This window comes from Pseudomonas sp. GGS8 (assembly GCF_024168645.1).
Classification (GTDB): Bacteria; Pseudomonadota; Gammaproteobacteria; order Pseudomonadales; family Pseudomonadaceae; genus Aquipseudomonas.
Genome location: NZ_JALJWF010000001.1, coordinates 4,928,205 through 4,942,244, shown reverse-complemented (window position 1 = coordinate 4,942,244; position 14,040 = coordinate 4,928,205). Strand labels below are relative to the sequence as shown.

At 59.2% G+C, this 14,040-nt stretch carries 11 protein-coding genes; 7 read left to right on the top strand and 4 right to left on the bottom strand.

What is annotated here, in order from left to right; all coding sequences use genetic code 11:
* Position 1: 1 nt before the first annotated feature.
* On the top strand, positions 2-685 hold the full coding sequence (locus J3D54_RS22105) for a response regulator (RefSeq protein ID WP_253422625.1): 684 nt from the start codon (positions 2-4) through the stop codon (positions 683-685).
* Positions 686-759: 74 nt separating this feature from the next.
* Here J3D54_RS22105 and J3D54_RS22100 read toward each other — a convergent pair whose 3' ends face one another.
* The 4 genes from J3D54_RS22100 to J3D54_RS22085 all read right to left on the bottom strand — a co-directional run bounded on the left by J3D54_RS22100 (position 760) and on the right by J3D54_RS22085 (position 5,477).
* Positions 760-2,886, bottom strand: coding sequence for a TonB-dependent siderophore receptor (locus J3D54_RS22100; RefSeq protein ID WP_253422623.1), 2,127 nt, complete (start codon positions 2,884-2,886; stop codon positions 760-762).
* 91 nt (positions 2,887-2,977) lie between these two features.
* The gene (locus J3D54_RS22095; protein WP_253426714.1) at positions 2,978-3,427 is read right to left on the bottom strand and encodes a hypothetical protein; all 450 of its coding nucleotides are present in this window, start codon (positions 3,425-3,427) and stop codon (positions 2,978-2,980) included.
* A 107-nt stretch (positions 3,428-3,534) separates the two neighbouring features.
* On the bottom strand, positions 3,535-4,797 hold the full coding sequence (locus J3D54_RS22090; protein WP_253422621.1) for an ATP-binding protein: 1,263 nt from the start codon (positions 4,795-4,797) through the stop codon (positions 3,535-3,537).
* A complete protein-coding gene (locus J3D54_RS22085) occupies positions 4,794-5,477 on the bottom strand; it encodes a response regulator transcription factor (protein ID WP_253422620.1) in 684 nt (227 codons plus the stop codon). Before J3D54_RS22085 ends, J3D54_RS22090 begins: the two co-directional genes overlap by 4 nt.
* Positions 5,478-5,701: 224 nt before the next feature.
* Here J3D54_RS22085 and bamA point away from each other — a divergent pair, with 224 nt between their 5' ends.
* From bamA to J3D54_RS22055, 6 genes are all read left to right on the top strand, one after another.
* Positions 5,702-8,068, top strand: coding sequence for an outer membrane protein assembly factor BamA (gene bamA, locus J3D54_RS22080; RefSeq protein ID WP_253422619.1), 2,367 nt, complete (start codon positions 5,702-5,704; stop codon positions 8,066-8,068).
* A 234-nt stretch (positions 8,069-8,302) separates the two neighbouring features.
* On the top strand, positions 8,303-9,295 hold the full coding sequence (locus J3D54_RS22075; protein WP_253422618.1) for a transporter: 993 nt from the start codon (positions 8,303-8,305) through the stop codon (positions 9,293-9,295).
* Positions 9,296-9,349: 54 nt separating this feature from the next.
* Complete coding sequence (locus tag J3D54_RS22070) at positions 9,350-10,531, top strand: MFS transporter (protein WP_253422617.1); 1,182 nt, start codon at positions 9,350-9,352, stop codon at positions 10,529-10,531.
* A gap of 47 nt (positions 10,532-10,578) precedes the next feature.
* Complete coding sequence (locus J3D54_RS22065) at positions 10,579-12,030, top strand: carotenoid oxygenase family protein (RefSeq protein ID WP_253422616.1); 1,452 nt, start codon at positions 10,579-10,581, stop codon at positions 12,028-12,030.
* Positions 12,031-12,346: 316 nt separating this feature from the next.
* Positions 12,347-13,198 (top strand): fumarylacetoacetate hydrolase family protein, encoded by an 852-nt coding sequence (locus J3D54_RS22060; RefSeq protein WP_253422615.1) that lies wholly within the window; start codon positions 12,347-12,349, stop codon positions 13,196-13,198.
* A 3-nt stretch (positions 13,199-13,201) separates the two neighbouring features.
* A complete protein-coding gene (locus J3D54_RS22055; RefSeq protein ID WP_253422614.1) occupies positions 13,202-14,023 on the top strand; it encodes an IclR family transcriptional regulator in 822 nt (273 codons plus the stop codon).
* Positions 14,024-14,040: the final 17 nt, after the last annotated feature.

The window sequence follows — 14,040 nt, the reverse complement described above, 5'->3', positions numbered from 1 at the left end:
CATGGTCAACGACAACCCGATCCTGATCGTCGAAGACGAGCCCAAACTGGCCGCGTTGATGCGTGATTACCTGATTGCCGCCGGGTATGCGACCCAGTGCCTGGACAACGGGCTGGAGGTGGTGCCGGCGGTTCGTGCCCGCGAGCCGCGGCTGATCCTGCTCGACCTGATGCTGCCTGGGCGCGATGGCCTGCAAGTGTGCAAGGAACTGCGCAGTTTCAGTGCCGTACCGATCATCATGATCACCGCCCGCGTCGAGGAAGTGGATCGCCTGCTCGGGTTAGACCTGGGCGCCGACGACTACATCTGCAAACCCTTCAGCCCTCGTGAAGTGGTGGCCAGGGTCAAAGCCATTTTGCGGCGTAGCCCTCTGCTTTTGACGTCCGCACCACCGCGCCTACAGATTGACGAAGAACAGTACCTGGCCTCCCTCGACGGCATAACGCTGGACCTGACACCGCTGGAATTGCGCCTGCTCGGCACCCTCGCCCGCTCGCCGGGACGGGTGTTTTCCCGAGATCAGTTGCTCGACCGGATCTACTCCGATCACCGGGTGGTCACCGACCGCACGGTCGACAGCCATATCCGCAATCTGCGGCGCAAGCTCGAACAGGCCTGCCCGGGGGAGCATCCAATTGAATCGTTGTATGGGGTGGGTTATCGGTTTCAGCTCGCCGACGCCTGAAGCGTCGTCGAGATGAAGGAAGACTACCGCCCCGTTCCACGGGCAGAACGGGGCGGCACATCAAGGCAGTGCGATCAGAATGTCACACTGGCGCTGAGGCGTGCCGTGCGCGCCTCGCCGACATTGACTGCCAGTTGGCTGCCGGTTGAGGACGGGTAGTACTGTTTGTCGAACAGGTTGTCGACGTTGAACTGCAGCGAAGTCTTGTACCCGAACATCGGCGACTCCCAGCGCACGAAGGCATCGGCGACGGTGTAGCTGCTCAGCCAGAAATCGTTGGCATTGTTGGCCGCACGCTCGCCGACATAACGTGCACCGGCGCCCGCATGCCAAGCCCCGAACTCCGTAGGCACATTCAGGTGATGGGTAAGGTACAAGCTTGCGGTGTGCTTCGGCGCATCGGCGAGGCGGTGACCTTCGTCATCCGGATCGTCGAGGATTTCCGTGTGGGTGTAAGCGTAGGTGCCGATCAGGTCCCAGCGCTCGGCCACACGCCCGGTGACGTCCAGTTCCAGGCCCTGTGAACCGACTTTGCCCGCCGCCTCCGAGAGGCTGACGCCACCGACCGTCTGGGTGGTCACGACGTTTTTTTTCTCGATGTCGAACAGCGCCAGGTTGATGTTCAGCCCCGGCAGCGGATCGTACTTGGCGCCGACCTCATAGCTGCGCCCCTCCTCCGGATCGAAGGTGTGGCCGGCATCGTCGACTTGGGTATTGGGCTTGAACGAACGGCTGTAGTTACCGTACAGCGACAAGCTATCGGTGGCTTTGTAGACCAGCCCCAGGAACGGCACGAAGGCATCGCCGTTATCGTCGCGGTTGACCGTGTAGCTGCTGCCGCGGCCCTGATCGCTGTACTGATCGAAATGCTGCTGGCGACCGCCGAGAACCAGGATCCAGCGGTCATCGAGGTGCCAGTTATCCTTGAAGTACACGGAGCTGGAATTCAGCTGGTTGCTCAGGTCACTTTGGCTGGCACTGACAAGGCTCGGTTCGGCCAGGCGACCATAAACGGGCGAAGTGATGTCGAAGCCTGACTGCGCGGTATTACGGTAGGTTTTGCCGCGGAATTGGTCGGACGCTTCAGTGTCGGCGCCGATCAGCAAGTCATGGCGCTGGCCGAGCAGTTCCTGCTGGCCGATGAAGTCCCAGCTGGCGTAACGGGTTTCATCATCGTAGTGAGCACCGTTGGCAGCCCGTCGCAGGTTGTTGCCGGTCAACGAACTCGGCTGGGCAATCGAGAGGCTGTAGCGGTCGTTGTTCCAGCCGTAGGTAACGCGGGTTTTCCAGTCGTCACTCAGCTGATACTCGAAACGCGCGGTAGCCAATTCACGGATACCGACGCTTTTGGCCCATTTTTCGTCGAGGCGCTTGTCGTAGTCGATGTCCGCCGGATGACCGTTGGTGAACACCGTGCCACGGTCGAAGGGTTTGGAGTAATCGTTGTATTCGTAGCTGAGGGTCAGGCTGGCGCGCTCGCCCGTCCAGCTCAGCGACGGTGCGACCAGGGTGCTTTCATTCACGCCGTAATTGCGCCAGTAATCCTCGTGGCCGCGCTCGGCAATCAGGCGGTAGGCCAGGCCGGTATCGCCCAGCGGTCCGGTGGTGTCCACGGCCAGGGTGCCGCCACCTTCGCTGTAGGCCGAGCCGCTCAGGGTCGTGCTCTGGGTGTATTCAGGCTTCTTGCTGATCACGTTGATCAACCCGCCGGGTTCCAGCGCGCCGTACAGCATCGACGCAGGCCCTTTGAGCACTTCGATGCGATCCGTCGTGGCGCTGAAGTTTTTCCCCAGGTTGGAACGCACCCCATCGCGCAGGATCGAGCCGTCATCGTTGGTGCCGAAACCGCGCTTGACCAGCGAGTCCCGAGAACCGCCCAGGGTGTTGCCCTGGCTGACGCCGCTGACGAACTTCATCGCGTCGTCCAGCGAGCGCACCTGATAGTCGGCCAGGGTTTGCCGGGTGACGACATTGACCGATTGCGCCTCCTCCTTGATCGGCACATCGCTTTTGCTTGCGGTGCTGGCTTGGGAGGTGGTGTAACTCGTGTCTTGGCTGACGCGGCTCGCCTGAATATCAGTGGTCGGCAGTTCGATCAGTTCCTGTGCCCACAAAGGACCGGCAAACATCACGCAAGACAGTGTCGGCAGTGCGTGTTTGATGAAAACCTTGCGGCGGGCAAAGAGGTGGGGATGGCTCAAGACGTTGCACTCAATGAGTTAGTAGTAATGATTCTCATTGTATGGTGCGATGTATTTCCAGTAAACACCTTCGCGGCTATTAACTAACGGGTTATTGCTCCGCCGCATAGATGATGGTTTGGGCGCTGTCTGCTGTTGCAGGCGGACGGGTGAAGTAGGTGTCGCCGTCATCGGTGTGGATCTCGTATTGCGCCTTGCTGGCGACACGGCTCGATACAGCGGCATGCTTGATGATTTTCAGCACCCGCTGAAATTTCACGCTGTGGGTGCCGTTCTGGGCAGGCCCGGTGAGCACATTGACCGTTTGAAACCAGCCATCATTTTTTTTGTTCGATACCAGGGTGCTGGTCAGCGCCTCGAAACGCTCCAGCCGTGTAAAGCCCCAGAGCGTCTGTTCCTCGACTGCTTTGCCCTGCGTGGTAGAGCCCGTAAACACAAACAGATTGATGGCTGGATTGTCTTCACAAAAGAAGTCATAGGGCACCAGCCCGTCGACCATTTTCTTGCCGGAAACGAAGCCCTTTTTATGAACCAGAAACATGCCCACCTCCACGTTGAAGCATCAGCAAACGCTGCGTAAGTTTGAGCGGGAAGTCTACTGAGGCGGGGCGTACAGAGCCGTCAAGCCAATGTAATATCGTGTAAAGATCACGCCTGACGGGGCAAGCTGATTTCCACGGTAAACCCAGTGGACCGCTCGTTACGCGCCACGAGGGTACCGCCGTGCATTTCCACGGCCCTTGAAGCGATCGCCAGGCCCAGTCCGAAGCCACTACTGGCCTCGTTCAGGCCGCGCTCGAACGGGTGGAAAATGCTTTGTAGCCGCTCGTCTTCAACGCCCGGCCCCTGATCGGTGATCCGCACCGTCAGGCAGTCTGGGTCGAGATTGACCTCAGCCGATACCACAACCGTCGTCATGGGCCTGGTATGGCGCACTGCGTTTCGGATGACGTTCTCGAAACACCGATACAGCAACTCGCCGCTGACACGACTGACAAAAGCCGGACATGCTTGCAGGCTGACCCGGCAACCTTTCATTCCCGCCTCGAATTGAGCGTCCTCGACAATCACCGTCAGCAATTCGATGACATCGAGTGGCTCGCGGTCGATACTTTCGGGCCGACCCTGCATGCGTGCCAGGGTCAACAACGCTTCGATCAGCGTATCCATGCGCACCGATTCGCGCTCGATGCGCTCCACCATTTCCTGGCGGGCCGGATCTTGCTGCAACAGCCCGATGGCCGCTTGCATGCGCGTCAACGGTGAGCGCAGTTCATGAGAGATGTCGTGCAGCAGGTGTTGCTGGGCCTCTACCAGCAGTTTCAGTTGGTTGGCCATTCGGTCGCAGTCCTCGGCCAGATCGACGATTTCATCGCGGCGCCCCCCCATCATCGGCTTGACCCGGGTTTCGAAACGCCCCTTGGCCACGTCGCTCATCGCCCGCCGGAGATACGCCAGCGGCCACGCCAGGTAGTACGCCATATAGCCGCTGAACAGCGCACTCATCACCGTGCCGATGATCAGCGGCACCGAACGCCCCGGCCCTTGCTCGCCTTCTTTGCCAAGCGGCTGTGAGGATCTGAGCGACAGGGTCAGACCGTCCTTGCTGATGACCGATCGTTCAAAGGCCGGCCGGGGGACCTGCGACCCTGCCAGCAATTGACCGGCACTGTCATAGACACCAATGGTTTCGTCACCGGGGTGCTCCCACACCGTCAACAGTTGTCTACCCGACTCGATGCCGAACTGGCGCAGCAGTTGCTCTTCGCTGGCCAGGATGGCCTCCAAATGAGGATCGCCAGGCCCGTGACTGCCCAGCACCAGAATGCCCACACCGACCAGAAACGTCAGGCTGGTGGCGAGCCAAAACGCCAGGAACAGCTTCCAGAACAACCGGCTGGGTTTCATCATTCGGCGATCAACAGGTAACCGAGGCCACGCACGCTCTGAATCCAGGCCTTGGCGTCGGGGCGCGGACCGAGCTTCTGGCGAATGCTGCTGATGTGCACGTCGATGCGCCGGTCGTAGCGGGTCAAGGGGCAGCCCAAGGCATTGAGCGACAGGTCCTGTTTGCTCACCACCTGCCCGGCACAGCGGGCCAGTTCTTCGAGCAGGCTGAACTCGGTACTGGTCACCCCCAACTCGCGCCCCTGCCACAGGGCCTGGCGCTTGCCGGGCCACAAGACCAGCGGGCCGGTCCTGATCACCTCGGAGATTGATTGGCCCACTGGCTGCACCCGACGCATGATTGCCCGCAAACGCGCAACCAGTTCCCCCGGCGAGCTGGGTTTGGGTACATAGTCATCGGCGCCCAGTTCCAGGCCGGTGATCTTGTCGATGTTGTCGCCACGGGCCGTGAGCAATACCACCGGCACCTGACTGACCGCGCGAATGCGCCTGAGCACCTCGATACCCGACAGGCGCGGCAGCATCACGTCCAGCACCACAATGCTGTAGCGCCCGGACAGCGCTTGAATCTCACCCTCCTCGCCCGTGTGCACGGCAGTCGCCTCGAAGCCTTCACGCTCCAGGTATTGGCTGAGCATTCCTGTCAGTTCCTGGTCATCATCGACGAGCAATACGCAGATCATTGGCGGGCTCTTGAGTGGGGGCCGCGCATTATCGCCCTTGCACGGCACAGCGTCATCGCCCGCGACCAACCTTTACCTAACTTGACACTTGGTTAACCGCACCAAACGCACCGAGCTTTTATGCTTCACCTCCACCAGCCTGCTCGCTTCGCGGTAACTCGTCTTGCTGTGAGATATCCGCGCCCGCCTACGCTGCTTGTCGATGTGTTCTGGATAAGATCTTGATGAATTTTTCGCGCCTGCTCTGCTCGGCTGCACTACTGCTCAACGCCACACTTGCGCACGCCCAAGGCTTCAAAATTTCCGATATTCGCATTAATGGCCTGCAGCGGGTTTCCGCTGGCAGCGTGTTCGGTGCATTACCATTGAACGTCGGTGATGAAGCGGACGATCATCGCCTGGTGGAGTCCACCCGGGCGTTGTTCAAGACCGGTTTCTTTCAGGATATCCAACTGGGGCACGACGGCGATGTGCTGATCATCACGGTGGTCGAGCGCCCCTCGGTCGCCAGTATCGAGATCGAAGGCAACAAGGCGATCTCCACTGAAGACCTGATGAAGGGCCTCAAGCAGTCCGGGCTGGCCGAAGGCGAGATCTTCCAGCGCGCCACCCTTGAAGGCGTGCGTAACGAGCTGCAGCGCCAATACGTCGCTCAGGGCCGCTACTCGGCGTCGGTCGATGCCGAAGTGATCCCACAACCGCGTAACCGCGTGGGCCTGAAAATCAACATCGACGAAGGTTCTGTCGCGGCGATCCAGCACATCAACGTGGTGGGCAACACGGTCTTTGCTGATGAAGACCTGATCAACCTGTTCGAACTCAAGACCAGCAACTGGCTGTCGTTCTTCAAGAACGACGACAAGTACGCCCGCGAAAAACTCTCCGGTGACCTGGAGCGTCTGCGTTCCTACTACCTGGATCGCGGCTATATCAACATGGATATCACTTCGACCCAGGTGTCGATCACCCCGGACAAGAAACACGTCTATATCACTGTCAACGTCAACGAAGGTGAGAAGTACACCGTTCGTGACGTCAAGCTCAGCGGCGACCTGAAAGTGCCTGAAGACCAGATCCGTTCCCTGTTGCTGGTTCAGCAAGGCCAGGTGTTCTCGCGCAAACTGATGACCACAACTTCCGAACTGATTACCCGTCGCCTGGGCAACGAGGGTTACACCTTTACCAACGTCAACGCGGTGCCGACCCCGAATAATGACGACCATACGGTCGATATCACCTTCGTGGTCGACCCGGGCAAGCGTGCCTACATCAACCGCATCAACTTTCGCGGCAACACCAAGACCGACGATAAGGTACTGCGTCGTGAAATGCGCCAGATGGAAGGCGGCTGGGCCTCGACCTACCTGATCGACCAATCCAAGACGCGTCTGGAACGGCTGGGCTTCTTCAAGGAAGTCAACGTCGAGACGCCGGCCGTGGCGGGTGTCGACGACCAGGTTGACGTGAACTACAGCGTCGAAGAGCAGGCCTCCGGGTCGATTAGCGCCAGCGTCGGTTTCTCCCAGAGTTCCGGCCTGATTCTCGGAGGTTCGATCACTCAGAACAACTTCCTGGGCACCGGCAACTACGCCAGCCTGGGCCTGACCCGCTCCGACTACCAAAGCAAATACAACGTCGGTTTTACCAACCCCTACTTCACGCCGGACGGGGTGAGCCTGGGCTACAACCTGTTCTACAACGCCACCGACTACAACGATTATTACAGTGACGGCGTTTCGTACTATTCCATCAACAGTTATGGCGCCGGCACTTCACTTGGCTACCCGATCAATGAAACCTCACGGCTGAGTTTCGGCCTGACCGTGCAACACGACAACATCGAGCCCGGCACCTACAGCGCCGATGAGATCTACGACTTCATTGCACGCGAGGGTAAAGAGTTCAACAACTTCAAGGCCAACCTCGGCTGGTCGGAGTCGACCCTGAACAAGGGCGTGCTGGCCACCCGCGGTCATTCGCAGAACCTCAACCTGACGGTGACAGTGCCCGGCAGTGACTTGAGTTTCTACAAGATCGATTACACCGGGCAGACCTTCCTGCCCGTCAGCAATGCCACTTCGCTGCGTTTCCACACCAAGCTCGGTTATGGCAACAGCTACGGCTCAACCGACGGCCTGCCCTTCTATGAAAACTACACGGCCGGTGGCGAAGGTTCGGTGCGCGGCTTTGAAAGCGGCACCCTCGGCCCGCGTAACACCCCGGCCACCGGCACGTATGCCAGTGCCGGCCAGGCGTACTACTCCGATCGGGACACCGATGCGTTGGGCGGCAACATCCTTATCACCGGCGGGGTGGAATACCTGTTCCCGATGCCCTTCATCAAAGACAACAAATCCCTGCGCACCTCGGTGTTCTGGGACGTCGGCAGCGTCTACGCCAACAAGTGCTACCTGAGCACCACCCAGGGCTGCGACGGTGTCGACCTCGGCGAGTTGGCCAGTTCCGTGGGGGTCGGCGTCACGTGGTACAGCCCGATGGGGCCGTTGAGTTTCAACCTGGCGTTCCCGGTCAAAAAACCCGAGAACGCCGATACTCAAGTGTTCCAGTTCTCCATGGGCCAGACTTTTTGATCCAGTGAACGGGCTTGCTCGCGAAGGCGGCGGCACATCCGGCATTGATGTCGACTGATACACCGCCTTCGCGGGCAAGCCCGCTCCCACCGGCTCCCCACTGCCCTCCCCGCATCGTGACGCTCTCAGTCAACTCTGGCCGTTGCGCTCAAGCATCACGAACGTCCTGGAATTAAAGTCGAAGTGCCAGGGGAAGCTACCCCGGCTCACAATTCCAAGAATAGAGCCACTTCGATGAGCCTGAAAAAATCCCTGCCAGCCTGCCTGGCACTCAGCTTCGCATCGTTTGCCGTACCCGCAGCAGATGGCCCTCCACCACCGTCGGTGAGTGAGCCCAGCGGCATCAACCTGGGCGGCACCAGTTTCTACGACGGTTTCGCGGGGCCGCCCGGCTTATCCCACCTGACCTATCTGAAATTCAGCACCGCGCGCAGCATCAGGGACAATGCAGGCAAGGATAATGGCGCCTTCGATAATCCGAAGATCAACGTCATCTCGCTGATCAATCAACTGAGCTATTACTCACCCGACTCCATCGGCGGCGGTGCGCACCTGGGTTGGAGTTTATTGGTGCCCATCATCTCCCTGGACGGTGATTTTGGCGACAACGGTGCCAAGCTCCAGGATAACGGCACTGGCCTTGGTGATGTCACGGTAGGGCCGCAGATCCAGTTCGACCCGATCGTCGACGCCCACGGCAGGCCCGTTTTTGTGCAACGCCTGGCTTTCGACACCATCCTTCCAACCGGCAAATACGATAAACATAAAGACCTGAACCCGGGCTCCAACTACTTCTCTCTGAACCCCTACTGGGCAGCGACCTGGATGCCGGCGCCTCGTTGGGAAGTGAGCTGGAGGCTGCACTACCTGTACAACTTCAAGAACAACGATCCCGCCAGCAGTTCGACGCAACTTTTCGAGGGCCAGCCTGTGCGCGACACCCAGGCAGGACAATCGGCGTGGGCCAACTTCACGGCCTCGTACGAAGTGATCCCCAACGTATCCCTCGGTATCAACGGGTACTACTTCAAGCAAATATCAGATGACAAGGTGAACGGGGGTCGGCTGAGCAACTCTCGGGAAAAGGTGCTGGGCATCGGCCCGGGCCTGTTCTGGAAAATCAGCGATGGCCAGGGCTTCTGGCTGAACACCTATAAAGAGACCGGCGTCGAGAACCGCGCGCAAACGGATTACGCCGTCCAGATCCGATACGCCCACACATTCTGACCGATGTGCGCCCGCTCGTGCATGAGCGGGCCCTTTACCCGAGGTGATGTTTCCATGAACGCGCTCGACTCGATAGACAGTAAAAAATCATTGGCCGCTATCTGCCTGATGATGGTCATTTCCTTAGGGACGTTGCAAATCCAGCCTATTCTGGGCGGAGCTTTTATCGACCAACTCGGCTTGCCGCTGAACGCCATCGGCGCCATTTTTGCGGCAGAACTGATTGCGATGGCAGTCGCCTGCGGCACTTGCGCCTTGTTGATGGCCAGCGTCGACCGTCGGCGCTTTGCCCTGATTGCCTTGCTGATGCTGGTACTCGGCAATCTGGCCAGTGCTCAGCTGCACAGCCAGGGGCTGCTACTGATCTGCCGAATGATATGCGGCGCAAGCGGTGGCGCGGTCATGGCCGTTGTCTACGCCACGGGAGCCCTGCGCACATCCAAGGATTCGACGTTCGCGGTGATCAATATCGGCAATCTGCTCTGGGGGATGCTGCTTGTGAGCTCCATGCCGGTGATTCTGAAATCATACGGCGTGGCCGGGGCATTTTATCTCCTGGCCATTGCCAGCGCCCTCGCGATTGCCGGTTGCTGGCGAGTGCCGAGGAATTACCCTGAGGCACATCGTGTGGCGAGCGGCCCGATCCGGCCTTTCGGGCTCACGTCCATCTTGCTACTGATGCTTTTTGCACTGCTGTTTTTTGGCCATTCCGCGCTGTGGGTTTATCAAGAGCGCATCGGTAAAAGCATTGGCCTGGAACCGCAACAGATCGGTGGAATACTGGGGGGCAGCATCCTTGCCGGTGCCCTTGGGGCGGCACTGGCCGGATTTATCGGCAGACGCCTTGGGCTGCTGTTTCCGCAACTGCTGAGTTTCGGCACAGCATTGCTTGCGACGCTGGTCATGGTCTATGGCGATAGCCCCGTTGCTTTTGCCGCCACTGCCTGCCTGATCCATATGGTGTGGTTTTTCAGCCTGCCTTACCTGCTTTCCATGGCGGCCGAACTTGATCCGACCGGCCGACTGGCCGGCCTGGGTAACGCCGCGATTTTTGTCGGTCAGGGCCTCGGGCCGTTTGGCGCGGCGCTCGTGGTGGGTGAGGGACAATTCCGCGCCGTCGGCTGGCTGGCGGCCTCAGCCTATCTGACAGCCCTGGGTATCTCGTGTCTGCTCGTTGCACGCTTTCATCGCAGCTTGAAACCTTCCGGGACCGCAATGTCGCCTCAGTCGGCCTGAGTTCCCGCCCTACACATGAACGAAACTGACATTAATGAGATTGCCTGATGACCACTCCATTCCCCCAAACCCCTGAATTTTCCGGCGCTCTCTATACGCCCAGCCGCGTAGAAGCCGAGGTGTTCGACCTCGAAATTGAAGGCACCCTTCCCGCCTCGATCCGTGGGACTTTTTATCAGGTCGCGCCAGACCCGCAGTACCCACCGATGTTGGGCAGCGATATCTTTTTCAACGGTGACGGAATGGTCAGCGGCTTCTACTTTGCCCGCGGCAAGGTATCGATGCGACGCCGTTACGTGAAGACGGATCGTTTGATGGCTCAGCGCCGTGAAGGTCGCTCGCTCAATGGTCTCTACCGAAACGCCTACACCAATGATCCGCTCGCAGCGAAAAACAACACAACCGCTAACACCAGCGTGATACCGCACAACGGCGTCCTGCTTGCTCTCAAAGAAGATGCCATGCCCTGGGCAATGGATCTCGAAACGCTGGAGACCCTTGGCGAATGGAATTTTGACGAGCAGGTCAAATCGGCGACATTCACCGCCCACCCCAAACTCGACCCGGTAACAGGAAACCTCTTGGCCTTCAGCTACGAAGCCAAAGGAGACGGCACGCCTGACCTGGCTTATTTCGAACTATCGCCCGACGGCAAACTGCTGCACGAAATCTGGTTCCAGGCGCCTTACGCGGCCATGGTGCATGACTTTGCGGTGACTGAACGCTACGTGGTGTTTCCGCTGATTCCGTTGACGGTCGACGTCGAGCGTATGAAAAACGGTGGACAGCATTTCCAATGGCAACCCGATCTGCCTCAGCTCTTCGCCGTCGTACCACGCAATGGGCGCGCGGACGACGTTCGTTGGTTCAAAGGCCCCAAAGACGGTTTCCAGGGCCATACGCTCAATGCGTTCGATGAGGACGGCAAGGTTTACGTAGACATGCCGGTCACCGGCGGGAATATCTTTTACTTCTTTCCCCAGGCCGACGGTTACGTGCCGCCCCCCGAAACGCTGGCTGCCAGTCTGATGCGCTGGACCTTCGACCTGACCAGCACCCAGGAGGACATTCAACCGCAGCCATTGACGGATTATCCCTGCGAATTCCCGAGGTGCGATGACCGCTACATCGGCCGAAAATACGAGCACGGCTTTGTACTCGCATTCGATCCGGAGCGCCCGTATAACCCGGCGAATGGGCCGATACCGTTTCAATTCTTCAATCTGCTGGCTCGTGTAAACCTCAAAACTGGCGCCACCGACGCTTGGTTTCCCGGTGACAGCGGATGCTTCCAGGAACCCGTTTTCATTCCACGCGCCCCTGATGCGCAGGAAGCGGATGGTTATGTCGTCGCCCTGCTCAATCTCATTGCAGAAGGCCGCAGCGAGCTCGTCGTACTGGACTCTCGTGACATGGAAAGTGGCCCCATTGCACGAATCAAAGTGCCGTTCCGGATGCGCATGTCGCTGCATGGTTGCTGGGTGCCGAGCAAACAATAAAGCCATGAATGGCCCGCTGAAATGACGGGGAGCCCGTGATTAACCAGGCCGGGATACCGCGCCTGCCCTGATCTCCCACAAACGTCACTGCCTCGTATTGCCTGTTCCGGAGGGTCGGCAAAATGCTGCCAAAAACACACAAAAAAGCATAATTCCTATATTTTGGGATTTACAACAAATCCCGCTTTACAGGATTAATCCACGCAACTAGATTAAACCTCAACCGCTGCGGCTTACTCGCAGCCAGCATCGCATGAGCAGTGCCGAGCCTCTTTGCCCCCTGCGCAGGCACTGATCCTCTTTCAAGGAGCATTCAATGAAACTCGCGAGCTTTATTGTTCAAGGCCGTAGCACCTACGGTGTCGTCGATGGCGAATACGTCATCGATCTGGAGTCGGTCAAGCAGACCTTCGGCGCCGATCTCAAACAGGCCATTGCCAACAATCGCCTGGCCGAACTGAGCCACGAGGTCCTGACGAGCCTGCCGCGTATCCCGCTGGCTGAAGTAACTTTCCTGCCCGTTATCCCGAACCCGGGCAAAGTGCTGTGCATTGGCATCAACTACGCCACGCATGTGCGTGAAACCGGTCGTGAGATGCCGACCTACCCGATGATCTTCACCCGTTTCGCTGACAGCCAGACGGCCCACCTGCAACCCATCGTTCGCCCAAAGGCCTCGCACAAGCTTGATTTTGAAGGCGAGCTGGCGGTGGTGATCGGCAAACCGGCGCGTCACGTCAAGCAAGCCGACGCACTGGACTACGTCGCCGGTTACGCCTGCTACAACGACGGCAGTGTCCGCGACTGGCAGAAACACACTATTCAATTCGTGCCGGGAAAGAACTTCCCGAACACCGGCGGCTTTGGCCCTTGGCTGGTCACAAGCGACGAGATCGGTGATCCGCAGGGCCTGGAACTGACCACTCGCCTGAATGGCGAAGTCATGCAGCACACCAGCACCAGCGACATGATTTTCGATGTCCGCGCGCTGATCGAATATTGCTCCACCTTCACCGAACTGGCCCCCGGTGACGTGATTGTCAGCGGCACCACCGGTGGCGTCGGCGCGTTCCGTGAACCGCAGGTATGGATGAAACCGGGCGATGAAGTCGAAGTCGAGATTTCGCGAATCGGCATCCTGCGCAACAGCATCGTCGACGAGCAGTAAGCCATGGACACACTACACGAAGCGGCACAACTGCCTGAGCAGGATACCGACGGTAAAGGTTCGAGCCTGGAGCGCATGCTGCGGGTACTCGATCTGTTTACCGAAGAGAGCCCGATCTGGGCTGTCGATGACATGGGCAGTGCATTGGGTTTTACCCGTTCGACCATCTACCGCTATGTGCGCGAACTGGCCGAGGCCAACCTGTTGTTCCAGGTCGGGGCCGGACGTTACGCGCTGGGCGCGAGGATCATTACCTGGGACCGTCAGTTGCGACTGAGCGACCCCCTGGTGCGCGCCGCACAATCATTGGAGCCTAGCCTCCCACGCTGGTGCGAGCAGCAGGTCTGGCTGATCTGCCGATTGTTCAAGGACCAAGTGGTCTGCATTCATCAGTACGGCGATTTGTTCAGCGAGGTCAGCTACTCACGCGGCTCCCCGAGGCCGTTGTTCCTGGGGGCAACTTCCAAGGCCATCCTCGCCAACATGAGCTCGCGTCAACACAGCCAACTCTTCCTGGAAAACCCCGATGAGGTGCGCGCCAGCAACCTTGGCCAGACCTGGGAGCCGTTCCGTCGCTCGCTGCAGCGCCTGCGTCGTCAGGGCTATGTGGCCAGCGCTGGCGAAGTCGACGCGGGCGTCTATGGCCTCGCCGCACCGATCTTCGATAGCGACGGCAAAGTCGTCGGCAGCCTCAGCTGCGTTCGCCCGATTCAGGAACGAGACAGCACTCAAGAAGAGCAACAAGGACAGCAGATCCTTGCCCTGGCACAAAACCTGTCGCAGCGCATGGCTGCACTCGCCAACCGCCCCAAGCCATTGGACTGAGCCATCCGGAAGGGAAC